The sequence below is a fragment of the Acinetobacter legionensis genome, assembly GCF_057165765.1.
Genome location: NZ_CM169896.1, coordinates 614,820 through 641,818, shown reverse-complemented (window position 1 = coordinate 641,818; position 26,999 = coordinate 614,820). Strand labels below are relative to the sequence as shown.

The following is a 26,999-nucleotide window of genomic DNA, read 5'->3' as shown; positions in this document are numbered from 1 at the left end:
GGCTTAGAAATCAAAAGTTACACCGACTTTATAAGTTCTTGCACCACCGACTAAAGCATAGTTTGAATTAAACACACCTTCCCAATATTTTTTATTGGCGACATTATCAACATTGGCGAGGAAGGTGGTATTTACCCCACCAAGTTTGGTTTTATAGCGGGCGCCTAAGTCAACAATCGTATAGTCAGGTAGCTCTAACGTATTCTCTTCATTCAAATATTGCTCACTCACATAACTCACACGAGTATTAATATGAAGCCCCTCAACATTAGGAATGGCATAATCAAGCCCTAACGAAGCAGTAAAATCGGGTACACCATATACTTTATTACCTTCGAAAGCGACCTTAGCTGATTTCACGTATTCAGCATCGATATAGGCCAAATTCCCCATCACAGATAAAGTATCTGTAACATTGCCAGAGAATGACCATTCTACCCCACGAGAACGCGTTTCAGCATCATCTTTGACTTTATTACTTATGGTGTCCTGATAAGCCTCAGGCTTTTTAATCTGATAAAGTGCCAAAGTATTTAACCACGAACCCAACTGATATTTTACACCTAACTCATATTGCTTGGTTTGATAAGGTGCAAGTGTTTCGCCCCTATTTGTTGCTGTTGGATAGGTCATTTCAGAGACCGTTACCCCCTCAGCTAAACCCTCGACATAGCTTGCATAAAAAGATAAATCCTCACCAAATGGTTTGACGACAACCCCCAAACTTGGTGATAGCTTGTCTGCACTATAAGCTGATTTTTTGACAAGATTCTTAGTATCGATATCTTGATAACGTCCACCTAAAATAAGTTGTAATTTATCATCCAACATTGAAAGCTGATCCGTTAAGGTATAACTCATATACTCATTATCACCATAAGGAACAATTTCTGGGTAAGTTGTTGGCATTGTACCTGTATTTGATGGCTCATATAAATTGGTCGTAAACCCTGAACTAGTTGCGGATCTATGTTGTGAATATTTGCGGGTTAAATAATCAGTGCGCAATCCCAAAGTATGCTTGATCGCCCCTGTATCAAATTTTGCTTCAAAGCCTGCATTAGCAGCAGTGTTATGTTCTTTTGATCCCACTCGATAATATTGTGAGGTTGCATTTCCATTTAAATTATTGACAATCATACGTGTGCCAAAAAGATGACCATCATATGATTTTTCTACATATCCAATGCCTGTAAATGCTTTGATATCAGGGGTAAATTTATATTCACCTGACAAACCTACAAATTGACTGTCGGTATTGCCTTCTAAGTTTGAAAAGTAGTTTAAATCCCCTTTAGGTGCTGCAAGTACATGATTAACACTGCCCTTACCACCCATGGCAACCATTGCAGGTGAACCGCCTTTACGATTTCCTTTGACCGCATAAGCATCTAAATTAATCTTTAGTTTATCCGTGGTGTAATCCGCAGCAATTGCCCCCAAAGCTTGACGATCATTCATTCCATCAATGATATGTTCACCATCTGCATAAGCACCATTCACACGCAGACCAAACTCTTTGTTCTCACCAAAACGACGAGATACATCAAAGCCTGATTGATAATATCCTTCATCTTGAAACGATGCAGAAACTCGAGTGAGTTCTTGATCTGCCCGTTTAGAATGCCCCATCACAATACCGCCTACACTGCCTGTAGGTGCAACACCTGCAACCAATGCATTTGGACCCTTAAGCACAGTCACTGACTCTAAAAATTCCGTAGGCATCCGACCATAAGGTGCAACGCCATAAAAGCCGTTATAATTTAAATCTTCATGATTGACATCGAAACCACGGATTTTAAAGTTTTCATTTAAATGTCCTTGATTGGTTGTGGTGCGAATACTGACATCATTTTTTAACACTTCCCCCGCAGTGCTTGCTTGTTGATTTTCAATCAATTGTGCTGAATAAGACGTGATACTAAACGGCGTGTCTATGATTTTCTTATTTCCCAATGACCCCAAATCTGTATTTTTTTGCAAAGCACCGTTGGCAAATGTTGGTTTTTCTTGTTCCTTTTCAGCAGCGACTTTAATCGTAGGCAAAGCAGTAATTTCATTATTTGCCCAGATTATTTGTGTAAGTCCCCCACCAAAAAGCACGATTGAAATAGAATTGACTAGAAATGTTCGAGAAAAATTTTTCATATAAATAATAAGACACTTTTTAAATGATAATGATTATTATATATACTTTCACAATTGTTAAGAATTGTAATTTCTCATCTAAAGTTAAGTTTAATGGAAAATTCTAATAAATAAGAATTATTATCATATAGCGTGCTAATGATAGATCAAGCAACCTTGCGAAATACAATCGCTAAAATACAGTGCTCAAAGTTTTATTAAAAAATGATGACTTGTTGATTTGCTATCGCATCAATCTCAAATTGATGATTTTAATTTTTGAAAACTGCAAAGATACAACACCTGTATCTTTACAGTAATTTTAGAGTTAGTTTAAACGAATCTATGCCTGTCCATACTCAGCCATTAATGCTAAAAACTCCTGTTCATTCAGTACAGCGACACCCAGTTTCTCTGCTTTTTCAAGCTTAGAACCGGCTTTTTCACCCGCAACCACACATTTAGTTTTACTCGACACACTGCCACTGACACGCGCACCAAGTGCTTGTAGCATTTGAGTCGCATCATCACGCCCCATGGTTGCCAATGTGCCTGTAATCACCCAACTCTCACCATTTAAAGGCTGACGGGTGGGTGCAACTGGTGCATCCCAATGGATCCCAGCTGCAAGTAAACGATCAATCACTTCAAGGTTATGTGGGGCTTGGAAAAAATCAACAATCCACTCAGCGGTAATATCACCAACATCTGGAGTTTTCTTCAATGCTTCAAGATCAGCATGACGAATCGCATCCAGCGTCTGGAAAGTGTTGGCCAGCATACGTGCTGTCGTTTCACCTACACCACGAATACCCAAGGCATAAATAAATGCAGCAAGTGTGGTTTTCTTACTGTTCTCAATCGCATCCAATAAATTTTGGACAGATTTTTCACCCATTTTTTCAATGGTCAGTAACTGTTCACGATGCTCATGTAAATGGTAAATATCGGCGACATCCTTTAATAAATCAAGATGTAATAATGACTCTACCCAGCGATCACCGAGACCTTCAATATCCATTGCTTTACGAGAAACAAAGTGACGAATGGCTTCAATACGTTGTGCAGAACAATATAGACCACCTGAGCAACGTGCTAAAGCCTCGCCTTCTGGCATGACCACTGGAGAAGAACATACTGGACAATTTTCAGGTAAATGTACTTCTGTCACGTCATTTGGCCGGAATTCTAACCATACTTTTTCAACTTTGGGAATCACATCACCACTACGATAGACACTGACCGTATCGCCAATACGAACGTCCAAACGGTGAATTTCACCAATATTGTGCAAAGTCACATTAGAAACGGTTACCCCCCCCACAGCCACGGGATTTAAGCGTGCTACAGGGGTTAAAGTCCCAGTACGTCCGACTTGCCAATCAATATTTTCAACTGTTGTTAATGCTGCAACTGCAGGAAACTTATACGCCGTTGCCCAACGCGGTTCACGACTTAAAAAGCCCAGCTTTTGTTGTTGTTGAAGATCATCAACTTTGATCACCATGCCATCAATTTCAACCGCTAAGTTCGGGCGCTCTTGGTTGATTTGCTGATATTTTTCTTGCACTTCTTGAATACTTTCACAAATAAAATGACGTTCTCCCACAGCAAAGCCAAAGTTAGTCAACCATTCAAGACTCGCTGACATTGACTCAATGCCATGATGCGGTTCACATTGTGCAATACCATAAGCATAAAAAGCCAACGGGCGAGATGCTGCAATACTTGGATCAAGTTGACGTAGACTACCAGCCGCAGCATTTCGAGGATTGGCAAAGGTCTTTTCGCCTTTCGCTTCATTTTCAGCATTGAGTCGCTCAAAGCCAGCTTTTGGCATCAATACTTCACCACGAACTTCCAACAAGCGTGGCACTGCCACTTTATCCGAAGACAAGACTTTCGGTAAATTACGAATGGTTTTTACATTTTGCGTAATTACTTCGCCTGTTTCACCATCACCACGGGTTACACCACGTGTCAAGACTCCATTTTCATACCAGAGCGAAATCGCCAATCCGTCAAATTTTAGCTCAACATCATATTGAATCTTTTGATTGGGCAATCGTTCTTCGATACGGCGAGCAAAGGCAAATAATTCGTCCTGATTAAATACATTGCCCAAGGACAACATCGGTACAGTATGGGTAATGGTTTCAAATTTAGACAGTGGTTTTCCACCCACTTTATTGATTGGGCTATCTGCCTGAACCAATTCTGGGTGTTGTTGCTCTAAGGCTTTGAGTTGGTGAAATAACTGATCATATTCACTGTCTTCAATACTCGGCTGATCCATCACATAATAAGCATGATTATGTTTCGCAATGAGTTGAATCAATTGACGCATTTGCGTTACGACAGGATTATTTTCCATAAATTTTTTTCACCATAAAAAGGCGGAATACTCCGCCCAAAATTCTGAATACCAATTATAAAGTAAATATGACGTTATGCTAAGCGTCATGCCCTGAACGATAATCGATCGCTTTATGGCGCCAATGCTCTTTCAGTTGTGGGGTAAATTCAAGATTGTTCTCATCATAGACCGTACCGTCTATTTCACGAGCAATTAAGCCAGCAATACTGACCATGGTATCAAAGCCTTTTTGCACATCTGAATGAGGGAGTGCCAAGAAAAAAGCCAAACCTTGAACTTGTTCAGTCGATAAGGTTTCTAAATCAAAACCATCTGGACCGTTGTCGGTGACACGTAATACAGAAAACAGTAAATGGCTTTCTTCCTCTGGATTCTCATAACGATGGAAGCAAGAGAGTTCACCAAAACGTAAACCATATTTTAACAACATTTTTAAGGTTTTATCCCCGGACAATGCTTTACGTGGATTCGGATAAACATTCAGTGCAATAATAGTTTCAGCCGTAGACAATACGCTTTCATCATCATATTTTTGTTGCTCGTTTAAATGAACATCTAAAATACTGCTTTCCTCATCAAACTCTTTGATTTCAGCTGTTTCAACATTGGCATTAAACTGAAAAGCTTCCTCTTTGTCCTGACTGATTACGACTTTGGCAGAATCATTAGTTTGAGTCGTCGGTTCTGTTTGCACATTAAGTGCTTTTTCAGATTCTGTTGTGGATTCAGCACTTGCCACTGTATCCGTCTTTTCAGTTTGTTGTGTAATTGCTGCATGCTCAAGCTCAGTTGACTGAACAACATTCGACTCCGCTGCTGCATCCTCAATCTTTTGCTGTTTTTCATCTACAACTTCGACCGAGTCTAAAGCAGTTAAATTCGGTTCAACACGCACTTGCTCTTGAGACTCACGATCTGTTCGCAATTGATCTCGTACATGACGAGGAATCACGGGTTGCTTACAATCTTCATTGATATGCAATTCAGACTCTAAAGAAGGTGCGGCATCATTGGGCTTTCGTAGCACCATCCTTAAACCCACCAGAATGATGATTACTGCAACAACAATTCCAATAATTGTGGTGACTTCCATACTATGACTCCGCGGCTAAACCGTATTCTCTTGCCTCTTCCAAATTCACAGTGACGAGCTTTGATGTGCCTGGTTCAGGCATCGTCACACCCAGCAAATCGGTTGCCATCGTCATTGCAACTTTATTATGTGTAATGTAAATGAATTGGACTTGATCAGAAAGCTCTTTTACTAAATTACAAAAACGACCAACGTTAGCATCGTCTAAAGGCGCATCAACTTCATCCAAAACACAGAAAGGTGCAGGATTCAAGCGGAAAATAGCAAATACCAAAGCCAATGCCGTTAATGCTTTTTCACCACCAGATAACAAAGCCAATGAACTATTTTTCTTACCCGGTGGGCGTGCCATCAGCTTTACGCCAGACTGCCAATCATCCTCAAGGCTTAAACTGGCTTCACCACCATTGAAGACTTTTGGAAATAGTACTTTTAATTCAGCATTAACCTGATCAAAAGTCCCCATAAATAATTTTTTGGTTTCTTGGTCAATGGTCTTCATGGCATCTTTCAATTGCCCAACCGTATTTTCCAAATCTTGCATTTGATGGGTTAGATCTTCAAAGCGCTTAGAAACTTCTTCATATTCTTCTGAAGCTGCTAAATTGACCGCGCCTAATTTCTCAAACTGACGCTGTGCTTTCTCAAATTTTTCTTGATGTGCAGGTAAATCAATCAATACACCTTGCTTAACTTCAGCATTCATCTCTTTGAGTTGATCTGAATAATGCTGGAAATCTGATTTTGCCGCTTGCCAAGCTAAACGTCGCTCTTCCAGTTTTGTACGCAATTGCTCATCATTTTGCTGATGCAAATGGCGCATTTCTGTAAGTTGTTGCTGTTTAGATTGAATATTATTCAATTCAACTTGCCACTCACTCCAAGTTCTTTGCAGTTTTTCAGTTTGTTGTGCCTGCTCAGCATATTGCGATTCTAGACTTGGTAATTCCAATTGAATTGGATCTACAAACTTCTTGGCTTGCTCCATTTGCGCAATAATTTGTTGATATTGCGTTTTAGAGAAAGATAGGTCTTTGTCTAATAATTCAATTTGCTGTTTATTTTGTTCAGCTAGACGACGTGTGGTTTCGGAATCTTGTTGTTTAAGCTGTAATTGCTGTTGTTGTTCTTCAACGTGCTCATTGAGCTCGTCCAATTTGAATTGCAAGGTTTTAAACTCAGGAAGATTTTGTTCAAGCTTGAGGATGACCGAGTGCATATCGATTTCAAGATCATCTTTCTGCATTGCATCTTCTTCAAGTTGCTCATCTAACTGTTGCAATTGACTATTGAGCTGAACTTTCTGCAACTCAAATGCTTGTGAAGCACTTTGCTGCTTAGCAATTTGCACATCAAAAAGTTGTAGCTGTTTTTGCTGATGTTTTAGCGTATCTTGCTCTATTTGAATCTGTTTTTGCAGATCCTGCAATTGCTGATTTAAACTCGGCAATATAGTTTCAGCTTCAATCAACTGTGGTTGTAGCTGCGTAAGTTGTGTTTCAATTTCTTCAAGGCGAATACGATGACTGAGTGCACCCTGTGCAGCCTGACTCGACTCATCAAAGAACAAACCAATCACCCAATCTTGACCGACATGATAACCATCCAGCGTCAATATGCTTTGCCCTACTTTTAACTGTGCTTTTTCCGTTAAAGCTTGAGCAAGGTTTTCAATTACAACAACTTGACTCCACAGTGAATACTGTGGAGATTCAATCCAATCTGCTAGACACGCCACTCCATTCATTTGAATTTTATCTTGTGAGCCTGATGCTTTAAGCTGGCGTGCCATACTTTCAGCAAAATCAGCATTTTGATCAACAATATGGGCTGACAACCATTTGGCTAAAAATTTTTCAACCAGCTGTGCATGTGCTTTGCCATGTTCATTCAGCGTTAATACCTGCATCAATTGCACAGTATCAGCCTTACTATTTACAGCACTCTTCGCCATTAATTGGGTGAGGTTTTTCTGTTCAGATTGCAACACTTGTACATCAGATTTTAAAGCTGAAATCTGAGCTTTTTGCTGATTAATGCGCTCGTGTAGCTGTTCAAACTGCTGCTTTGCTTGATTAATTTTTTGTTCTAATTCAACAATCGCAGCTTGTATTGCTAATTTTTCTTGCTCAAGTTGTTGAACATCTTCAATTTTAAATTGACTTTGAACCTGAACTGCTTGGGTTTTTAAGGTGTCTTTCTGCTGCTCAATACGTGCAACATTTTTTGCAAGTTGTTCAATTTGCGCCTGCATTTGTGCTTTTTGCTGCTGTTGCTTTTCAACTTGAACTTTGACCTGTTCATATTGTTGTTGTGCTTGCAATTGCTGCGCTTTTAAATCGGTAAATGCTTGGCTACGTTGTTGTGTATCAGCCTCAGCATGTTGTAAATGTTCAGTCTGCTGCTCCAATTGACTGTGCAAGGTTTCCAATTGCAATTCCATCAACTGAATTTTTTCTTTGGTTTGAGCTTTTTGCTGTTCAAAACTTCCCAAAGCTTCTGAGTTTTGTTGAAATAAACTTTGTTTCTGTTCCAAAGTCATTTTCAACTCAGAGAGTTTTTTCTCAGCTTGTTGCCACTCATTTTGCAAAGGCGTGGACTGTTGAATCAGACGTTGGAACAACTCATTGGTTGAAGTCAGATCATGTTCCAAGGTACTCATATCAGAGCGCACCAATTTAAAGTGCTCCCCCAATTCGTTCATTTCAACCGTATATTGTTCTTGTAAACGGGAACTACGATCACACTGAAAAGATAGAATTTCTATCTTTAATGTACGAATTTCAGTTTCTAAAGTCTTATATTGAACCGCAGTTTCAGACTGACGTTTTAAGGTTTTAAGCTGTGATTTGAGTTCTGAAGCAATATCTTCGAGACGGTCTAAGTTCTGCGTGGTATGTTCTAAGTGTTGTAGTGTTTCACGACGACGAGCCTGATAACGAGAAACCCCAGCAGCCTCTTCAAGAAAAATACGCATTTCTTCAGGTTTGGCATCAACCAAACGGTTAATCATTCCCTGTTCGATGATTGCGTAGGAACGAGGACCTAAGCCTGTACCCAAGAAAATGTCGGTAATATCACGACGTCGACACTTCGTCCCATTGAGAAAGTATTCAGATTTTCCATCACGATTCACTTGACGGCGAACAGCAAGTTCAGTATACGCGTTATAGGCCCCACCTAATTTGCCATAGGTGTTTTCAAAGCGCAGTTCTACACTTGCCATACCTACAGGTTTACGTTTTGCCGTTCCTGTAAAAATAACATCCTGCATACTGCCACCACGGAGCTGGCGTGCACTGGATTCCCCCATCACCCAACGGATAGCATCAATCACATTGGATTTACCACAACCATTAGGACCAACCACCGCTGTACGGTTATCTTTGAATTGTAGTGTTGTACTATCGGCAAAAGATTTGAAGCCTGAAAGTTTTAAGCTGCTTAAACGCATAATGTCCTAGTAATTACCGACGCGATCTCCGCGCCCAAGCGAGTTCGATTTGTTTCATCCGTGTCAGAGATTCCAACACCAGATTACGTAAGTGTCGACAAAAATCTTCCATAAATAAAGTAGCTTGTTGTGATTTTCGGATTAAAATTGCGTCAATCACCAACTTAAGCAATTCTAAAGCTTCTTGAAGCTCGCGTCTTGAAGTATTTAAGGTTAAAAAATAACTTCTTCGGAGTGAGGGTAACAACTCTTTATAAAATTTCATCAGGTAGGGATTCCCCACCATGTCTTGTTGCCCCGATAAAAATTGAAAAATACCATCATAAAACTTTTCAGTATTGCCTTGCTTCACTTGCTCAACCAAATGATTCATCATCTGCTGGATCGCTTCAGCCTCATGATTACGCCATGTTTCACTCATACGTTGCACGATTTGACCTAATAACAGTGCACTGGTATCAAATAATGCGCGTACTTGTTGAGCTGACATTTCTGAGACAATAGCACCACGGCGAGGATAAATTTCAATCAAGTGGGTTCTTTCTAAAAGCAAAAGGGCTTCTCGTACTGAGCCACGACTGACATCCAGTTCTTTGGCAATACGTAGTTCTTGTATTCTTTCTCCTTCAACCAACTCGCCACTAATAATTTGTTCACTAATATGTTTGGCAATTTGTTCTGAAAGGCTATCCACTTCTTCCGAATGCATATAATTCCTATCTTGGGTTTATTATTCTTTCTCAGACAATGTCAATTGTCATTATTTTAGTTTTACCTGATTTAATTCAATTGAAACCATGACATTGTCCGACAATTTTAATGCATTTTAAGTCAATTTAGTGTTTAGAAAAAGTACCTTTGATCGGAATCTACTTAGTAATTCCTTGATAAATAAAATAAAGACCAACAACTGTAAGTAAACATGCAAAACATTTTTTCAACATGGCTGGAGAAAGCGCATGCGCAACCTTTGCGCCGAATTTGGCGGTGATAAAACTCATCACACTGATCCCAATAAAGGCATAGATATGGACATAACCAATTGAATTTTTAATTTCAATTGGTTCTTGCGCGCCGAAGAACATGAAGCCTAATGCCCCTGCGATTGCAATCGGTAACCCACAAGCTGCTGATGTTGCAACGGCTTTTTGCATCACCACACCATTTTTGTTGAGATATGGAACAGTTAAACTTCCGCCACCAATACCAAAAATTGCCGATGCGACCCCGATTCCCCCACCAGCCAGCATTTGCATAGGTGCAGTCGGCAATTGTTTAGATTCATCGACTTTGACATTGGCCCCTTTAAACATTTTAAATGCCACCCAAATTGCAAATGCCCCAATAATCAATTGTAAATGCTGACCTGATAAAATATCTGCAATGCCAGCACCAATAAATGAGCCAATCACCAAACCTGGAGCTAAGTTTTTAAAAACACTCCAAAGTACTGCACCTTTTTTATGATGCGCTGTTACAGAACTAATTGAAGTTACAATAATAGTTGCAAGTGAAGTTCCCAATGCCATGTGCATAATGACCGAAGGATCATAGCCCATTTTGGTAAAGACCACATAGAGAATTGGTACAATAATTAAGCCACCGCCAACACCAAATAGCCCAGCAGCAAATCCTGCGATTGCACCAATACCTAAATATATGATTAACTCCATAAATGTTCCTTCACTCTTCTCAGATTCAACATGGATTTAGAGACTCGTCATCTTAGACAACTTCTTACACAAGCAAATGAGCTCCCTGAAGTGCTGCTTTTAAAGCAGACTACAGCATCGACCAATGATGATGTGCGTGAAATTGCGCTCAGCGGCGTCAAGACAGTTTTGGTCTGTAGTGAAACTCAGACTCAAGGACGAGGTCAGCACCAACGGGAATGGGTTTCGCCAATTGGTAATATTTATTTAAGCACATTGCTTGAAACACGAACACCCTTAGATGGGCGTTTAGCATTGGAAATTGCTTTAAATATCTTACAAATGCCAACACTTAAGAATTTACCAGAATTACAAATTAAATGGCCCAATGACCTATATAGCCCTCAAGGAAAATGGGGCGGAATTTTGGTTGAGCCCATTTCACCACATCAAGCCATTGTTGGAATCGGGATCAACTTATTTCCGATCCCTAAAGAAAATGTGACTCAACAAGCTACCTCGCTAATGCAATTAGGCCTACAATTTCCAAATCGAATCCAAATCATTGCAGAAATGTATTTGGCAATTCAACAAGCTGGACAATGGTTTGATCATGGTTGCTATAACCTCTCAGCACGATTTAATCACTATGCTGCCTTTATGGATCAGCAGGTTTATTTTGAACAAATTCAAAATTCAATTGAAGGTATTTTCAAAGGGATTTCTGATGATGGTGCACTGAATTTATTGACGGCTCAAGGTTTAGTCAATGTCTATCAGGGGCGTTTACGCTTAGCTGAAGCATAAATAACGAGGTGATCTGTTTTCTAAAATGAGATGGATTGATCAGATGTATCGTGAAAAAGTGATCGGCAATTAGGGGCTGTTGACATTTCATAAATGGCTTGCGTTGTAGGTTAAAATTGAGCAGGCAAGGCATGAAACGGAGAGAATAGCGAGACTATTTTCGAGTTTCATAACGAAGGCTGAGATAATTTTAGCCACAACCCTGAGCAAGAACAAAGCACTGCTTTGTTTGCAGCGCAAGGCGCAGCGGGGGACTAGCGTGTTTTTTGCCGCTACGTTGTTACGAACTACTGATTTAGAATAACTAAATTTCGTATTTCGCGCCTAGTATCGCCTAAAAAACACACGTAGTCGCAAACATAGACGAATTATCAACAGACCCTATTTAAAACAGGGCTTTTTTCGCTATACATTTCGCTATATATTGCGCAGTAATCGTATTGATCCAAAGATCATAGCAAACAGTTACTAACAGTACGGAACAACGTTCAGCAAAATGAACCGCAGGTTATTTGCCCTATTTGATTGATCAGATTGAGAGGCTCTCTAAGTCGTTCAATATTTTCAAATAAAATAATTATGCAGATTGTGTTCAGTTTCAATTAGGCAAAATCATGAAAGCACTTTGGTTAGATATTGGAAATACCCGTCTAAAATATTGGATTACTGAAAATAATCAAATTATCCAACAGGCAGCAGAATTACATCTCCAATCCCCTGCGGATCTGCTACTGGGTTTAATTCAACATTTTCGTGGTTTAGGCTTAGACAAAATTGGAATCTCCTCAGTCCAAGATAAAAAGAACAACGAACGCATTGTCCAGATTTTAAAATTACTCGATATTCCGGTGACTTTTGCCAAAGTGCATGCTGAATATGCAGGATTACGTTGTGGCTATGACCATATAGAACAACTTGGAATCGATCGTTGGTTACAAGTTTTGGCCGTGGCGAAAGCTGATGATGACTTGTGTGTGATTAGCTGTGGTACAGCTTTAACAATTGATTTAACCCAAGGCTTACAACATTTAGGCGGTTATATTCTGCCTAACCTCTATTTACAACGCGATTCTTTAATTCAAAAAACCAAAGGTATTAAAATTCCAGATGCGGCTTTTTCAGAGCTGAGTCCAGGTCGAAATACCATAGATGCAGTACATCATGGCATTTTCTTAGGACTGTTAAGCACCATTGAAAAAGTGCTTGAGCAACAACCACGCAAGCTTATTTTAACAGGCGGTGATGCCAATCTATTTGCACAATTTCTTGAGAAATATCAACCAAGAATTGAATCAGATTTATTACTTAAAGGCTTACAGTTCTATATAGATCGACAAACTGCTTAAACCCAAATACAATTTAATGGAAGATCAGCAATCTTCCATTTTTAATAAATACAACCATAAACACGATAAAAGAGCAATCATTATGAAAACGATACCCTTACTGCTTAGTGCCTGTTTAATGAGCTTCACAATGGTGGGGTGTACCAGTTTACAAACTACGCACTCATCTTCAACAACCATGGCAACAACTGAACCCGTTATTGCTTACTTTGCTCCAGATGCAGGTGAAGAAGCCTGTGACTGCGGTTTAATCATGGATCAGGGTTATTCACTCACACCCGTAGAAAATGGATATTTCAGAAAATTATTAGGTCGTGATAAAGATGGCCGTTTCTTAGTTCAGGACTTCTATCAAAATAGTCGTAAAAAACAATCTGATACCTTTTGGATTAAAGCCCCTCAAGGCTTAAATAGCTTTGATAGTAAATATGTCGATGGTGAAGTTGTGGGCTATTTTGAAAATGGAAAAGTCAGCTTTAAATCGACCAGCCAAGACCAGAGATTAGTTGGAAAAACTGAAACGTACTATTCAAATGGTCAACTTGGGCTACAGGAAGAACATCTTGATGCTCAGCCCATCGTTCAAAAGGTATGGTATGAAGATGGCAAACCTGCAGCAGAACTAAAATTAAGCCCAAGTGAAGATTATTCGATTCTAGACAGTAAAGTTTGGGATCAACAAGGCAATTTGATTCAAGATGAGCAACGCGCTCAGGAGATTCTTGACGAGCTTTATCAAAAACTAAATCAATAAAACAAAAGAAAATCGAGATAAATCTAGTATACGACTTGAGTGCGAGATTGAGATTCAGGTTGTAATAAAACCGCTAACTTTTCCCAAAGTACGTTTAAGCGAGTATATCCCTCAGCTGCCATAAAATGCCCAGCATCTTTCACTTCAATCATTTGTGAATTCAGAGAATAACCCTGTTGAATACTGATCGGTGCTGGAACAAAAGGATCATTGTTGGAGAAAAAGACAAAACGATTGAGAATATTCATTCTTAACAATGCATCGTCAACCTCGGCTTGTTGTAAAAATGAATTAAGTTCAGGTACAACGGATAAATTTTTACTAAATCCTGCTACTAAAAACAAAGCACCTAATTTTCGCCCCAATATTTCACTTGAAAGGAAATCCAGAGTGGCAATACCACCTAAGCCATGTGCCACAATGATGGTATCTTCATTGAGTGACTTAATTTGCTGAGTAATATTATGCTTCCACACCTCATAGCGAGGTTGTTCTGCATGTTCTAGATGAATAATTTCACATGTATGCCCTATAGCCAATACTTGCTGCTTCAACCAAGGATACCAATGCTGTTCAGGGGAGTCTTTATAACTGTGTACGATAAATACTTTTTTCATAAATAGACTACTTATCAATTATTGTTTAAATCATATTCAAATAATGTGCTTAGAATATCTAAACAACCAATAAAAGTATGTTATTTTTATTTAACAAAAAAGCGCCCGAAGGCGCTTTTTATAAAATAAATGAGGCTTATTTTTTATCGTTATTACCAAACAATGGTCCCATACCGCCACCACCGCCAAACTGTTTTTGCATCCCGCCCAATGAGCGCATCATTTTTGCCATACCCGATGGATTGGCAAATTTCTTCATCATTTTCGCCATTTGCGCATGTTGTTTGATCAGTTTATTGACTTCAACCACATCCATACCACAGCCTGCTGCAATACGCTTTTTACGGCTCGGATTCATTAAGTCTGGGTTACGACGTTCTTTAATGGTCATCGATTGAATAATCGCTTCCATCTTTTTCACTTGCTTTTCAGGATTTGCTTGTGCAATCGCATCTTGAATGCCTGAATTGCTCATACCAGGCAACTTATCCAAGAAGCCCATCATACCGCCCATTTTGTTCATCTGTTCAAATTGCATCAGCATGTCTTCAAAGTTGAAGCTCCCGCCCTTTTGCAATTTTTTCGCCATTTTTTCGGCTTTTTCTTTGTCGATTTTACGTTCAACTTCTTCGACTAAAGAAAGTACGTCACCCATACCTAAGATACGTTGTGCAACACGCTCAGGATGGAATGGCTCTAAGGCATCGAGTTTTTCACCCATACCTAAGAATTTAATTGGCTTACCGGTAATCGCACGTACCGAAAGCGCCGCACCACCACGTGCATCACCATCGGTTTTGGTGAGGATAACACCCGTTAATGGTAATGCATCATTGAAAGCTTTAGCGGTATTTGCTGCATCCTGACCTGTCATTGCATCAACGACAAATAGGGTTTCTGTTGGGCCAATTGCAGCGTGTAATGCTTTAATTTCGTCCATCATGTCATCATCGACATGCAAACGACCTGCCGTATCGACAATCAAAACATCGTTAAAGTTAATTTTGGCTTGACCAATTGCACGTTGTGCAATTTTAATCGGATCTTCAGAAGCGTCCGATTCAATAAAATCAACACCCACTTCAGCAGCAACTGTTTGCAGTTGCTTGATCGCAGCAGGACGGTAAACATCGGCAGAAACCATCGCCACTTTTTTCTTTTGACGTTCTTTTAAGAAACGTCCAAGTTTTGCAGCTGTCGTGGTTTTACCAGCACCTTGTAAACCTGCGAGAAGAATCACAACAGGAGGTTTTGCAGCTAAGTCTAGGCTTTCGTTTGCCTCACCCATCATTTTGGTGAGTTCGTCATACACAATTTTAACGAAAGCTTGACCTGGTGAAAGCTGAGTCATGACTTCTTGACCCAATGCTTCTTCCTTAACTTTCGCAATAAACTCACGAGTTACAGGCAAAGCAACATCGGCTTCAAGAAGTGCCATACGCACTTCACGTAAGGTATCTTTAATATTATCTTCGGTTAGCTGCCCAGAGCCAGTAACATTTCTGAGACTCTGCGTGAGTCGTTCTGTTAAGGTATCAAACATTGCAAAATCCGCTTAAAATAGCTAGTAGCAAAAAAATCTTTCTTAAAATAGAAAATTTATGCTCAAGATGCTATAGGATACTGTAGTTCACATGGAATTTATATCTTATAACATGAATATTCATCATCCTGAAAAAGGTTTGACATGATTAGCCTACCCTTGGTTTATACGATTTTAGCATTAATTGCCTATACCTCTTCATTTTGGTATTTGTTCATGCACTTAATGGCTAAACGTTCCGCAAACCCTTGGTTTATTGGCATCATGTCAGGTTTAGGGCTGATATTACATGCAAGTGTACTGCATAACGACATACTTACACCACTAGGGATTAATTACGACGTCTTTAACTTGATGTCTTTTACCTCTGCGTTAATGTTGGTTCTAAGTATGCTTTATAGTACCTATCGTCCTGTTATTTCACTAAATTTGATTGGCATTCCGGTTGCAGCCTTTGGTCTGATTTTAGGATTTTGTTTTAGTAAACCAGATCAATTTATTGAACAGCATTCTATCGGTTTAGACATCCATATCATTCTGTCTTTATCTGCTTATGCCGTTTTACTCATGGCAACCATACAAGCCGTTTTGATTTGGTTTCAAAACCGCGAACTCAAAAAGAAACAAAAAAAACGTATTTGGGTCAACTTCTTACCATCATATCAAGCCATGGAATCCTTACTTTTTGATATGCTCATTACTGGTTTTGTTTTATTAACTGTCGCTTTATCTTTTGGTTTCTTTACCATTGATGACTTCTTTGCACAGCACCTAGCACATAAGACTGTGTTTAGTATTGTGTCTTGGTTTGTTTACGGTGCGTTGTTAATTGGTCACTATAAGTTTGGCTGGCGTGGTCAGAAAGCCATTCGCTTTACCATGATTGGATTCTTTTTATTGGCAGTTGGCTTTATTGGTTCTAAATTTGTTTTGGAAATGATTTTGCATCGTTGATAAACGCAGCACTGAACAAAAATGGGCAGTATTTTGTATTCTTACTATTAAGTATATTAATACAGAAGCAGAAGAAATTGTTTTATATGAGTTAGATCTGGAATATTACTGCCTTAGATCAATTCTGGTGACAGCTTAACTCAGCATCCAATACAAATTTAAACATAGAACAAGCACATTTTCTCTTAGCTGAAAGAAGTTTTTCTGACGTTTTAGACGAAATTATTCCCATTGAAAATGTTAAGTTTTTAAATTTTTGGAATCAATCGATCTCTAAATATTTAAGTGATTGGATGAATTAACGAACAAATTTTACATTGGGCAAAACATTGAAACCGAGATCTTGTGTTTCTACCCTCAAAGGGTGATCGTTAAATAAGGCAAAGGATTTCATAGTTTAGCCAATGAGAAGGATTGTGAATCACATTTAGGTTCTAAAAACATGTATACACAGCAAAAAACTCGACTTTATATAGAGGTTTCGATAATGAAAATTTATGGATCAACTTTTCAATAACACTCCATTTAGCACTGATCTAGAATATATTTGCATCAGTAGACATCTCCTACAAAAATGCGTATAACGCTGTTTTCATCTCATCAGGTAACAATCGTGAAACTTATACTCGCCCCAATGGAAGGCTTAACCGACCCTATCATGCGTGACGTTCTCACACATGTCGGTAGCTTTGACTGGTGCGTGACTGAGTTTATCCGTGTAACGGATTCGGTCTTACCTGACCATGTTTACCATAGCTATTGTCCAGAACTAAACAATCAAGGCAAAACAGCTGCTGGCACACCAGTACATGTTCAGTTTTTAGGAAATAATCCTGTAATGCTCGCAGCCAATGCGGTACGCGCTGCTGAATTAGGTGCTCCTGCAATCGATATGAATTTTGGTTGTCCTGCTAAAACAGTAAACCGTCATAGAGGTGGTTCAGTACTTCTCGATGAGCCTGAGGTTGTACATGAGTTGGTCAAGGCTGTACGTGATGCAGTACCCAAACATATTCCTGTATCTGCAAAAATGCGTTTAGGTTATATGGACCGAAATTTTACCCTTGAAAATGCGCATGCCATTGAAGATGCTGGCGCAGCTTGGGTCACTGTCCATGCTCGGACCAAAGCTGATGGGTACACCCCTCCAGCATTTTGGGATCAGCTACAGCCGATTCGTGAAGCACTCAAGATCAATGTGATTGCCAATGGTGAAATCTGGACCAATGCTGATGCGAAGCAATGCCAACTTGAATCAGGTTGCCAAGATTTGATGATTGGTCGTGGTGCTGTGACTACACCAGATCTCACACAATGTATTCGTAAAAATACAGATGAACCACTTATCACTTGGTCTGAACTATTAAATTTACAAATTCGTTTTTTAAATGGTCCATATAAAAAAGAGCTGAACATGGTCGGCCGTTATAAACAATGGATTGGGATGATGTCTAAGCATTACCCCGAAGCCAAAGCCTTATGGGATGAAATCAAACGGTTGAAAAAAATTGATGAAGTGCTGGAGAAATTGAATCCTGCACATTTTTAAATTGCTTCATCAATCTCTAAAATTGCTTTAATTTCTTCAGGTTGAAATTCTTTTGATAATTCAGAAGTTGGATTCAATACCAATGTTGCCCCTTGAGTCATTTCAAAAAACTGCCGTGTATTTAAAGCGATATATTCAGCATCGACTCCAATATCATTTTGAATGGTTTCTAGCTCTATGAAGAATGGTATTGCTTGATCACCTTCGGGTGTTTCTAGAATACGGAATTGAATTTTTTTATGCTGATCTTGTGTTCCCAAACAATAAATATCCGATGCTAAAAGCAGATCGATAAAATCAGGGATCAATTCGTAGTTTTCTTGGGTGTTGATAAAGAGTTGTTGTAAATTTTGCATGTTGTTGATTGTCTATTTTTGGTGCCATTAATATAGCTTATTCACGGTAGATATGGAATTGATCTGAGTGCTCAATTGGATATCCTTAAGCCTCGAATTTCAAATTATCAAGATTTAAGCTATTGAATTTAAATTATTATAAAAGCTTTAATCTCGTTTAGGAAACTATATTCATAAAGCATCTACTGCTGAGGGGATACGAAATCACCATCACTATTAGTTTTTCTATAATCACCACAGGATGCCGGAAAAGGGACTAAGCAAAAAATCCAAACAAAGAATTTCACAAATTGCATTTTTGAGGAATTCCTTTACTTTGGTAAATATTGAAATAAGTATTATTCTTTGTGAGTTCAGTATTTAATTCTAACCAATAATCCTTAACATTTACTCTCGTCGTCACTAAAAATTCACAATACTCATTCACATTATTTTTTATATTTAAAATATGTTGCTTCATGAGTGAAACATACACCTCTTTTGATTTCCTCTCATCAATCACATTCAGAGCAGAAATAAAACTTGTGGGAACAATCGGATCTGTATTCATTTTTTTAAATCTTTTCCCATTGTATTCAACACTTAACCCTAGACGAATGCTTTTGAGTTGATTAAATTTAGAGTTCGTTGCATAAATCTCAGAAAAGAGATCAGATGTTTGACTGCTATTATTAAAAAAATAAATTTTCTTGGTCGTCAAACCATAGGATAGCACTTCATAGCGTTTACTATGCGAGACTGTATCCCTATTGATATAATCTATTTTTTCAAGGTTCTTTATTATTTCGCCTAAATCTACAGACATTGCTTTTAAATTAAGCTGGTTTACTGGTGCAAATCTTGAGTAATTTATTTCAGAAGATAACGCTGATATTTCTTTATCTTCAAAATTAAAAATTCGATTTTCTACATTCGCTCCAAAACTATAGGATGTCAAAGAAAAACATATCAGGAATACAGTTTTAAATTTAATAATATAATGATTTTTCATAATTTTTATCTGTCATTTTTGTATAGTATACAGTATAAGCAAAACTATTGACTTGACCTTTGCTTACAAACCATTCAGGTTCAGATTCCAAGATAATATGTACACCATTAAAATTCTTTTCAGAAATAACCTTTCTGTACTGATCCCCACCTTGACATCGCCCTTTAGTTAAAAAATTTTCTATGAAGTTATCAAGACTGCTTTTATCTAAAGCTACTGAATTTATTAAAAAAATTTGATCAGAAATTGATTGATCGATATTTTTATGGATATTTTCATCAAATGGAACGAAATTATCACTAGCATAATAATTTGTATTTGGACCTTGTCCTGTAGTTCGTACTTCTAATGTAGACATATGATGATAATTATCTTCAAAATTTTCATTGTGAACTATTCCATTATCAAAACCTTGAGTAGCAGATAATCGATCTATAACTTTTAACTTCAAATAATTTGAATTCATTTCCTTATATTTGCTATATATTTTTTTAAAATTATAGTCCAAATACAAATCATGATTAACAACAAATAAATTAATATCTCTCGATATTTCCTTTACGTCACTTCGAGTATCGCTTTTCTTAGTTTTGTTATTTATCTGGCATAGATGATCTAATGGCTCATTAGGAGCACATGCAAATAGAAAAAAAGAATATATAAAAATAGTTAAAATTTTCCTCATAACTTATTAAGCCTTATCAAAGGTATAAAATTTTTATATGATTTTCAATATCATAGATATAAAACACTAATATATTGATGTCTCATATTTTTTATCCGTTTTCTTTGTAAAATAAATAAAAAAATTCAAACTATTATATTTCCTATTTTTAATTTGTTTTCCATCAGCTTCCAAAACAATGTGCATATCATTTACATTCCATTCTTCTACTTCAGGTTCATTTGAATTACTACATTTTAGTTTTTTTATAAAAGTACTAACTTTACTATTCAAATCTACCCCACCCACTTTATCACCACTTACCACATAAATCTGATCTTTAACCATAGATACAATTTCTTCTTCTAATTGCTCACTATAAGGAACATAGTTATCACTACTAAAAAACATATGATTACCCTTTAAATTACTATTAGCTGAAAGACGAGAAATGTAATCAAAATTCCTCTTCACATTATTATTAACAGTACCATCACTAAAACCTACTTCAGGAGAAAGACTATCTAGAACTTTCAATACTAAATAATGACTATTTAACTCAAAATATCTTTTAACAATTTCATTTTGATCATAATTTAAATAAATTTTATTATTTTCAACAAATGATGATATATCTCTAGCTACTCGAACATCATAGCCATTTTCATTTTTTATATTTTCACTATTTTTTAAACTACAATTATCCTTATTTGAGTCAAATGAGCAAGCAGACAGACTTAAAATTACTACTAATAAAATCAAAAATTTCATAATATCTTTATCCATTGTAATCTAAGCTTCTATCGTTACGCATAAGTAACCATTGATGCCTAAATAAAGCTATTTGATTACCTTTATAAAGCGATTTTTTAGGTGGATCTTCATCAGTATCCTCATAATCCATAAAATTATCGGTAAAACCTTTATGAAAACAATATGGTATATCTTTCCCATTTTGGAATACATGGGATAATCCAAAGCTATGAACTATTTCATGAACTACAGTCTCCAATTCAGTTGCTCCATGATGATAAATAACAACTGAGTTCCCCCATACTTTTTTCCTATTAGATCCTGCTTCAGGTGCAAAAATAGCACTACCTTTTCTATTAAAAATTTGACCATTTTTGGTATATGAACATTGTGTATTTGTAAAAAAAACATATGTAACATCATTAGAATCAGAATTTATTAAACCATTAACTTTTGCATATTTCTGAAATAAAAAGATTAAATCGTGCTTAAATTCATCATCTAAAGTATTGCTAATTATACTATTACCTAAACTATTTTTCGTTTGATTTACATAATATTTATTATAAAATCCTTCCAAGTCCCATGTTTTATTTTTATCTAACATGTCCTTTATATTAAAAATTGTATCTCTTACTATTTTAGGTCGTATAAGTGCTTGATTAAAAGATTCATATTTTAAACTATATTCCAATCCTGTACCTGTAGGCCGTTGAACTTTATTTTGATTAAAACTAACATCAACAAAGCATATTTTAGCTATTGGAACTTTATCATTTGCAAAAACGCTCATTTGCCCAACTTCAAAAATATTATTCCCTTTTATTGCTTTTACACTAATTAGAGCACCTTTAGTTGTTGCTCCTTCACAAGATATTCTAATTGCATTTTTAGTACTGTAACTCCACCTAGACTGATCTACCAAATCTGTTTTTTTCCTATTTTTTATGAAAAAAGAAATTGGTAACTCCAGACGATTACTTTTTTCATTACCAGTTGATGTAGAAATTTTTATACATTTTTCATTAGTTTCAAATATTATTTTTGTACCATCATCTTGTAGAGGTACTTCATCATCCCCGACAACTTGGTGAAGTTCAATAGATAATAGTGCACCATCTACATTAATTTTAGAACTTGCATTTTTATCTTTTACCTTAGTTGCAAAAATTGCTAAATGAGATGGGATGTACTCTATACCCCAAGGGGTTATTTTCCGTGTACCATCTATATATACTTTCTTTAAACCACTAATGTAATTTTTATTAATTAACGCAGGCTGCATTTTTCTATTTATTTCAAAAACAGGGAATATGTACTCATCTCTTAACCAATCAAATCCAAACTCTCCCTTATATTCTTTTGTTCTTTTTTGAAAATTATAGGGTCTCCGAAAATGAACTAAAAATTTTTTCAAACACGTTGCACATGAAGCGCCCGCTGTAGGACTTGCACCACAACATCCATCTTAAACCTCCAAATTAATCAAATTTTTTATAAAAACGTTATGATGAAATTCTTTTCCCAATACATACTCTTTATATGATTGGATATCATTGGAATAATTTTCTTGAAGTGAACCCAATAAATCTTTTTGTTTTAAAAACTCTATTTTTTCTGGATAAATAATTGAAAGATTTTCTTGAAGATTGGAATGACTAAAACTCTGATTTAACTGGTCTATTGCTTTAAAAACAAATTTAAAATTATGTCCTAAAACTACACTTTTATAGCTTTCCAAAAGTGTATAAAAAGCATCTACATAGGACACTTGCTCCGCAATATTGTAATGCTGCATTTCATTTTTGAGCCAAAGATATTGCGGATCATTTGTATAATCTATTCCCAAATAAACATGGCTCTTCACCATATATTTGAGTGTATAAATTTGATTGATACCTTTTTCAACATATAGATTGATCAGGCTTTGGACAGGTTCTAATAGCTGATCAAATTGCCCATTCAGTTTAAGGGCTGGGTTTTCTTTTATAATTTCATAGACAAGGTCATATAAAAATTCTTTATTTTGCTCAACATCTAATTCATATAATTTTTCTTGGCTGAGTATGAGCATTATGCATTCTCCAATACCATTAATTGATTAGAATCTACATCCTGATAATTTCGAATTGAAATGATCCATTTTGTAATACCCTCAAAAAACTCATCTTCTTGTTGATCTGTCAGTATTTTATGAATTTTTTTAACAATTCTTGGATCAAACCATCTAAATAATTTTTGTGTACCATCAGGAAATTCTACTGTGAGATAGCGTTTCATTTTTTTAACAAACTGAGCCAAATCCAATGAACTGAATACCAGATTTAAAGCCTGTTCGTCTTTCCATGTTTGATGAATAAAGCTAAATCCATCTTCTTCGAGCGCCTCTAAATCATTGATTAAGACAAGTACAGGGGCAACTTCAAAAGGTGCATTGCCCTCCGTTGTACCTGAAAATAATGAATAAAACTCTAACCTTGCGTCATTTCGCCATGTATTGATAAAGTGCAAAGTTTGATCTGAAACTTGCGCCGCATCCAAGATTAAATACATGTTCAAATCATGTCGATCATCTTCGATACAACTTTTTATATTTTTAAATGGAACAATTTTTCTTTTCATTTTATTTATCAACAAATGCCATTCCAAACTTTGCTGCATCCAACAAACAAGGCTTACAGATATTTTCATAGAATGATGGAAGTGAATAATCGACTTTTGCTCCACCAATAAAACTATGTTGCCCTGCCTTCACTTCGAACTTAGCAGCCGTGGTCACAAATACACCTGAACCATTAATTTTTAATTGAGAGCCACCAGATGTGATAATAATTTCTTTGAGACTCTTGAGCTCAATCATCTCTTCAGTCGAAATAATTTGAATACCTTTACGTGCAATCAAATCCGCACCATCGCCTTGTGCTTGGATCTCAACCTTACCTTTCCCAGCAAAAAGTCTTGCACCTTCTTGTGCCGCAAAAAGACTGATCTTTGATTGTGCATGTGCAACTAAATTCTTTTGCGTACTCAGGTTGATACTGTCACCTGCGGTATAACTGATTTGTTTATCCGCAGAAAGATGTAAGTCTTCATTACTTGCCAATGCGATTGAATTCGGTGCAGCTAAAATCATCAAAGCTTGTTTAAATGCATCCGCTTTGTCTTTTTCACCTTTTTCGATTTGATCAAGAAATTGCTTGAGATTTTCCAATACATCTAGTGGATCAGTTTGCTGATTCTTGGCAACTTCACTTAGGGCCTTGGAATTATTTAGACTACTTTCTAACTGACTTTTCGCGGCTGTTGCATCAAGATGATTACCTGAAGCTGAGTCTTGAGCATGGGTACTCAGCAATAGACCTTGCCCTGCACGCACTGCACCCCATTGGTCTGTTCTTAGTTCAAAGCCTTCGCCTCGTCCTTCACTCGTATCCGTTTCTTTAGGATGACTCAGATTACCAAGGTTAAGTTGACTCGCACCGTGACTGCTTTGTAGCTGGCTGCTAATTTGGTCTGTGGTATCATCAAATCTAAGCTGGCCATAGCCACTGCCTTTAACTTCTCGACTTTTGATCCCTGCTAGTTTTTTAGTATCAGGCAATTGGCCTTTGTCATCAAATTTCGTTGGGCTTCGTTGCGCTTCATGGATACGCCCCACCACAAATGGTCGGTCAATATTGCCATCAAAGAAATCTATCACGACAATCTCACCAATCCTCGGTAAGAACCGCGCACCATAGTCTTCACCTGCCCACGGGGTCAGTACATCCACCCAAGCGGAATCAGTATCGTTGTCATTGCTCCCTGCACCACCATCATGACTATGATCTTCATTACGGGTAAATAGGAAGCGAACTTTAATACGTCCCCATTCATCGACATGGATTTCTTCTCCACTTGGCCCAACCACTTTGGCTCGTTGTGGATGGGTACTTGGACGATGTTGTAGTGGGTGGTATTCAGGAACAGTGGTGATATTACGGCGTTGTAGTACCAATTGATTGGCTTGGCGTTCTGGGTTGTTTGAGTCTACATTTGAATTGACCCAATCACTTTGTTGGAGCAAGCGATTGATTTGCTCGTTCAGGTCTTTGGGTAAGTTGTTCTGGTTATAGAATGTCTTTGACGTGATCAGAAATTCTTTGTCTGAGCCAATGTGTTGGTCTATTTCTGGGTGTTCGTTTAGCTCAAACCAATACCCCACTTGTGCATCGCGTACAGTGGAATTGGCTATAAATTGTTTGGATTGAGCATCGTAATAATGGCTCAGGTTTTGGTTAATCTTTTCAATCTGATTGTTATTTGAAGCGGTTGCTTGATCTTCACCATTCAGGTCTTGAATCCATGCTGGACTGATATGCCAAGCTTGTTCTAAACCAAGACTGGCATTGTTTTGGTTTTGGCTATGTTGATGTTTACTTTGAACACTGCCTGCACCTTCTTCTTGTTCTAACACATCTGCTTGCCAGCGTTGTACATGGACAGCAGTGGGTTGTAAGCTGCGTTGCCCGATAAAGCTGGTGATGCTGTCTTGTTGCTCTGCGGCACTGCTAAGATGGAAACGAATTTTTCTTCGTTCTAGCGCTTTGTATTCGCTGTTGTCATCCACTAAACGCAGTTTTTGTGGTTGAATTTGAGTCGCAGAACTAGGCACAATCAATTGCGCCTCATCAATCAGCCAGTTGATCCCTTCACTGCGCATCAAGCGGGTTAAAAATGCATAGTCACTTTCGTTACTCTGCATAATGAATGGGCGGATATCGTAATCTTTTTTCAGTCCACTTTTATCAAGGCTTAGACTCGATGCAAAGAGGGGGCTTTTGTCTTGCCATTCTTTAAACAGCGTTTCTATCACTTGCACAACCGACTTGTTCATAAACACTCGGCTATTACGGCGTTTATGCCACAGTGAAGTGCCATCTTCGAGTTTGAGTTTATATAGCGTCAGCGCACCATCACTTTGCCCTTGTGCTGCTTCGGTAATCACCCCTGTGCTACGAAACAGTTGTCCATGATCTGTGACTTGATCAATCGCCACTTGGCTACCGATAAATTGTTTAAGTGGAATCACAGCCGAAGTGGCAAGGCAAATCAGTTCAATAGACACGCCTTGGTTTAGACCATGTTGTCCATCGATGCGTTGTAAGAAGACTTGGTTGTTTAAGTCTGTATTGCTAAATTGGATATGCAAAGCTCGTTTTTGTGCGTTTAGTCCAAGCTGATCCAATATTTTATAAATGCTATTTACTAAGCTGTTCATTTTAATAATTTATTCATTTTAATTGCCTCTATTATAAATTAATTCTAAAATTTTTCTATTTAAAAAAACAATTTCTTTACTAAAAATACTTAAATTCAAATAGATTTTTTGATTAATTGTTGAAAAATTAAATAAATAATCTTACTAAAATTGCAGTTTAAATATTCACATATTTCTAATAAATCAACATTATTTATTTCCACAAACACCTAAAATCAAGCTCAAAATAATCTTTTTTATATGCTTGATTTCAATTTTAATCTCAGCCTGCTTGTTATGTCTGATATGTATTCAATACTGATCAATTCATGTTGGGTTTATATACATAAGCCTCATTTAATTTATGTCTTTTATAGCAATGCCAACTTTACTACTGCTTTATGTTATAAAATAGCTACACATTTCATTCTTTTAGGAATTTTCCTATGAACGATGTTAACTCTCCCAAAAAACCGTTGTGGAAATCTAAAGCAGTAATTTTCGCAACAATCTTTAGCTGTTTATTCCTTGTATTCTTCTATATGGCTGTAACCAATGAACCAGATTATATGCCGAGTCAGCAAAATAAGCAGATAGCGACGCCTCAGACTGAGCATACCGGTACAGCACCTCCACATGACACGCAGCAAATGTCGAATGATGAAATGAAAAACATGCCACACAACTCAGCTCAGCCAGAACATGCAAACTAAACAATCT

The 26,999-nt window shown here is 37.4% G+C and carries 22 protein-coding genes; 6 read left to right on the top strand and 16 right to left on the bottom strand.

Annotated features, from left to right (window positions below):
* Window positions 1-3: 3 nt before the first annotated feature.
* From AC2G3J_RS03060 to AC2G3J_RS03035, 6 genes are all read right to left on the bottom strand, one after another.
* Window positions 4-2,151 (bottom strand): TonB-dependent receptor, encoded by a 2,148-nt coding sequence (locus AC2G3J_RS03060; RefSeq protein ID WP_483770646.1) that lies wholly within the window; start codon window positions 2,149-2,151, stop codon window positions 4-6.
* A 322-nt stretch (window positions 2,152-2,473) separates the two neighbouring features.
* Entirely contained in the window at window positions 2,474-4,504 is a 2,031-nt protein-coding gene (ligA, locus tag AC2G3J_RS03055; protein WP_035370689.1) for an NAD-dependent DNA ligase LigA, read from the bottom strand.
* Window positions 4,505-4,583: 79 nt separating this feature from the next.
* Window positions 4,584-5,600, bottom strand: a complete 1,017-nt coding sequence (locus tag AC2G3J_RS03050) for a cell division protein ZipA C-terminal FtsZ-binding domain-containing protein (protein ID WP_419360663.1) — start codon at window positions 5,598-5,600, stop codon at window positions 4,584-4,586.
* 1 nt (window position 5,601) lies between these two features.
* Entirely contained in the window at window positions 5,602-9,054 is a 3,453-nt protein-coding gene (gene smc, locus AC2G3J_RS03045; protein WP_483770645.1) for a chromosome segregation protein SMC, read from the bottom strand.
* 13 nt (window positions 9,055-9,067) lie between these two features.
* On the bottom strand, window positions 9,068-9,763 hold the full coding sequence (locus AC2G3J_RS03040; RefSeq protein ID WP_004724049.1) for a GntR family transcriptional regulator: 696 nt from the start codon (window positions 9,761-9,763) through the stop codon (window positions 9,068-9,070).
* Between the two features lie 160 nt (window positions 9,764-9,923).
* Entirely contained in the window at window positions 9,924-10,727 is an 804-nt protein-coding gene (locus tag AC2G3J_RS03035) for a sulfite exporter TauE/SafE family protein (RefSeq protein WP_336954335.1), read from the bottom strand.
* Between the two features lie 30 nt (window positions 10,728-10,757).
* Between AC2G3J_RS03035 and AC2G3J_RS03030 the strand changes: the two genes are divergently transcribed.
* From AC2G3J_RS03030 to AC2G3J_RS03020, 3 genes are all read left to right on the top strand, one after another.
* Complete coding sequence (locus tag AC2G3J_RS03030) at window positions 10,758-11,513, top strand: biotin--[acetyl-CoA-carboxylase] ligase (protein ID WP_336954334.1); 756 nt, start codon at window positions 10,758-10,760, stop codon at window positions 11,511-11,513.
* Window positions 11,514-12,127: 614 nt separating this feature from the next.
* Window positions 12,128-12,859: a type III pantothenate kinase gene (locus tag AC2G3J_RS03025; protein ID WP_004724053.1), complete on the top strand. Its 732-nt coding sequence runs from the start codon at window positions 12,128-12,130 to the stop codon at window positions 12,857-12,859.
* A gap of 82 nt (window positions 12,860-12,941) precedes the next feature.
* On the top strand, window positions 12,942-13,613 hold the full coding sequence (locus AC2G3J_RS03020; protein ID WP_483770644.1) for a toxin-antitoxin system YwqK family antitoxin: 672 nt from the start codon (window positions 12,942-12,944) through the stop codon (window positions 13,611-13,613).
* Window positions 13,614-13,636: 23 nt separating this feature from the next.
* On the opposite strand, the gene AC2G3J_RS03015 is transcribed toward AC2G3J_RS03020, so the two are convergent.
* Complete coding sequence (locus tag AC2G3J_RS03015) at window positions 13,637-14,230, bottom strand: RBBP9/YdeN family alpha/beta hydrolase (protein ID WP_419360655.1); 594 nt, start codon at window positions 14,228-14,230, stop codon at window positions 13,637-13,639.
* A gap of 136 nt (window positions 14,231-14,366) precedes the next feature.
* Window positions 14,367-15,773, bottom strand: a complete 1,407-nt coding sequence (gene ffh, locus AC2G3J_RS03010) for a signal recognition particle protein (RefSeq protein ID WP_004817818.1) — start codon at window positions 15,771-15,773, stop codon at window positions 14,367-14,369.
* Window positions 15,774-15,917: 144 nt separating this feature from the next.
* Here ffh and AC2G3J_RS03005 point away from each other — a divergent pair, with 144 nt between their 5' ends.
* The gene (locus AC2G3J_RS03005; RefSeq protein WP_336954330.1) at window positions 15,918-16,727 is read left to right on the top strand and encodes a cytochrome C assembly family protein; all 810 of its coding nucleotides are present in this window, start codon (window positions 15,918-15,920) and stop codon (window positions 16,725-16,727) included.
* A 613-nt stretch (window positions 16,728-17,340) separates the two neighbouring features.
* Window positions 17,341-18,276 (top strand): tRNA dihydrouridine synthase, encoded by a 936-nt coding sequence (locus tag AC2G3J_RS03000; protein ID WP_336954328.1) that lies wholly within the window; start codon window positions 17,341-17,343, stop codon window positions 18,274-18,276.
* Here AC2G3J_RS03000 and AC2G3J_RS02995 read toward each other — a convergent pair.
* The 8 genes from AC2G3J_RS02995 to AC2G3J_RS02960 form a co-directional block, all read right to left on the bottom strand.
* On the bottom strand, window positions 18,273-18,632 hold the full coding sequence (locus AC2G3J_RS02995; protein ID WP_483770643.1) for an SseB family protein: 360 nt from the start codon (window positions 18,630-18,632) through the stop codon (window positions 18,273-18,275). The two genes, AC2G3J_RS03000 and AC2G3J_RS02995, sit on opposite strands and share 4 nt — an antisense overlap.
* A gap of 283 nt (window positions 18,633-18,915) precedes the next feature.
* Window positions 18,916-19,623, bottom strand: coding sequence for a hypothetical protein (locus AC2G3J_RS02990; RefSeq protein ID WP_483770642.1), 708 nt, complete (start codon window positions 19,621-19,623; stop codon window positions 18,916-18,918).
* Window positions 19,601-20,308: a hypothetical protein gene (locus AC2G3J_RS02985; protein ID WP_336954326.1), complete on the bottom strand. Its 708-nt coding sequence runs from the start codon at window positions 20,306-20,308 to the stop codon at window positions 19,601-19,603. The genes AC2G3J_RS02990 and AC2G3J_RS02985 overlap by 23 nt, the downstream gene beginning before the upstream one ends.
* A 66-nt stretch (window positions 20,309-20,374) precedes the next feature.
* A complete protein-coding gene (locus AC2G3J_RS02980; protein WP_335954537.1) occupies window positions 20,375-21,058 on the bottom strand; it encodes a hypothetical protein in 684 nt (227 codons plus the stop codon).
* 7 nt (window positions 21,059-21,065) lie between these two features.
* Window positions 21,066-22,457 carry a zinc metalloprotease gene (locus tag AC2G3J_RS02975; RefSeq protein ID WP_483770641.1) on the bottom strand — a complete coding sequence of 464 codons (1,392 nt, stop codon included), beginning with the start codon at window positions 22,455-22,457 and terminating at the stop codon, window positions 21,066-21,068.
* Between the two features lie 51 nt (window positions 22,458-22,508).
* Window positions 22,509-23,114 (bottom strand): hypothetical protein, encoded by a 606-nt coding sequence (locus AC2G3J_RS02970; RefSeq protein WP_483770640.1) that lies wholly within the window; start codon window positions 23,112-23,114, stop codon window positions 22,509-22,511.
* A complete protein-coding gene (locus AC2G3J_RS02965) occupies window positions 23,114-23,662 on the bottom strand; it encodes a DUF4123 domain-containing protein (protein ID WP_483770639.1) in 549 nt (182 codons plus the stop codon). The genes AC2G3J_RS02970 and AC2G3J_RS02965 overlap by 1 nt, the downstream gene beginning before the upstream one ends.
* Window position 23,663: 1 nt before the next feature.
* Window positions 23,664-26,300 (bottom strand): type VI secretion system Vgr family protein, encoded by a 2,637-nt coding sequence (locus tag AC2G3J_RS02960; RefSeq protein WP_483770638.1) that lies wholly within the window; start codon window positions 26,298-26,300, stop codon window positions 23,664-23,666.
* Between the two features lie 425 nt (window positions 26,301-26,725).
* Here AC2G3J_RS02960 and AC2G3J_RS02955 point away from each other — a divergent pair, with 425 nt between their 5' ends.
* Entirely contained in the window at window positions 26,726-26,992 is a 267-nt protein-coding gene (locus AC2G3J_RS02955) for a hypothetical protein (RefSeq protein WP_483770637.1), read from the top strand.
* The last annotated feature ends 7 nt before the right edge of the window (window positions 26,993-26,999 follow it).

What these genes read in the sequence shown, in the direction of transcription:
- AC2G3J_RS03060 (WP_483770646.1), bottom strand. Translation starts at nt 2,151, where the DNA reads ATGAAAAATTTTTCTCGAACATTTCTAGTCAATTCTATTTCAATCGTG.
- ligA (WP_035370689.1), bottom strand. Translation starts at nt 4,504, where the DNA reads ATGGAAAATAATCCTGTCGTAACGCAAATGCGTCAATTGATTCAACTC.
- AC2G3J_RS03050 (WP_419360663.1), bottom strand. Translation starts at nt 5,600, where the DNA reads ATGGAAGTCACCACAATTATTGGAATTGTTGTTGCAGTAATCATCATT.
- smc (WP_483770645.1), bottom strand. Translation starts at nt 9,054, where the DNA reads ATGCGTTTAAGCAGCTTAAAACTTTCAGGCTTCAAATCTTTTGCCGAT.
- AC2G3J_RS03040 (WP_004724049.1), bottom strand. Translation starts at nt 9,763, where the DNA reads ATGCATTCGGAAGAAGTGGATAGCCTTTCAGAACAAATTGCCAAACAT.
- AC2G3J_RS03035 (WP_336954335.1), bottom strand. Translation starts at nt 10,727, where the DNA reads ATGGAGTTAATCATATATTTAGGTATTGGTGCAATCGCAGGATTTGCT.
- AC2G3J_RS03030 (WP_336954334.1), top strand. Translation starts at nt 10,758, where the DNA reads ATGGATTTAGAGACTCGTCATCTTAGACAACTTCTTACACAAGCAAAT.
- AC2G3J_RS03025 (WP_004724053.1), top strand. Translation starts at nt 12,128, where the DNA reads ATGAAAGCACTTTGGTTAGATATTGGAAATACCCGTCTAAAATATTGG.
- AC2G3J_RS03020 (WP_483770644.1), top strand. Translation starts at nt 12,942, where the DNA reads ATGAAAACGATACCCTTACTGCTTAGTGCCTGTTTAATGAGCTTCACA.
- AC2G3J_RS03015 (WP_419360655.1), bottom strand. Translation starts at nt 14,230, where the DNA reads ATGAAAAAAGTATTTATCGTACACAGTTATAAAGACTCCCCTGAACAG.
- ffh (WP_004817818.1), bottom strand. Translation starts at nt 15,773, where the DNA reads ATGTTTGATACCTTAACAGAACGACTCACGCAGAGTCTCAGAAATGTT.
- AC2G3J_RS03005 (WP_336954330.1), top strand. Translation starts at nt 15,918, where the DNA reads ATGATTAGCCTACCCTTGGTTTATACGATTTTAGCATTAATTGCCTAT.
- AC2G3J_RS02995 (WP_483770643.1), bottom strand. Translation starts at nt 18,632, where the DNA reads ATGCAAAATTTACAACAACTCTTTATCAACACCCAAGAAAACTACGAA.
- AC2G3J_RS02990 (WP_483770642.1), bottom strand. Translation starts at nt 19,623, where the DNA reads ATGAAAAATCATTATATTATTAAATTTAAAACTGTATTCCTGATATGT.
- AC2G3J_RS02985 (WP_336954326.1), bottom strand. Translation starts at nt 20,308, where the DNA reads ATGAGGAAAATTTTAACTATTTTTATATATTCTTTTTTTCTATTTGCA.
- AC2G3J_RS02980 (WP_335954537.1), bottom strand. Translation starts at nt 21,058, where the DNA reads ATGAAATTTTTGATTTTATTAGTAGTAATTTTAAGTCTGTCTGCTTGC.
- AC2G3J_RS02970 (WP_483770640.1), bottom strand. Translation starts at nt 23,114, where the DNA reads ATGCTCATACTCAGCCAAGAAAAATTATATGAATTAGATGTTGAGCAA.
- AC2G3J_RS02965 (WP_483770639.1), bottom strand. Translation starts at nt 23,662, where the DNA reads ATGAAAAGAAAAATTGTTCCATTTAAAAATATAAAAAGTTGTATCGAA.
- AC2G3J_RS02960 (WP_483770638.1), bottom strand. Translation starts at nt 26,300, where the DNA reads ATGAACAGCTTAGTAAATAGCATTTATAAAATATTGGATCAGCTTGGA.
- AC2G3J_RS02955 (WP_483770637.1), top strand. Translation starts at nt 26,726, where the DNA reads ATGAACGATGTTAACTCTCCCAAAAAACCGTTGTGGAAATCTAAAGCA.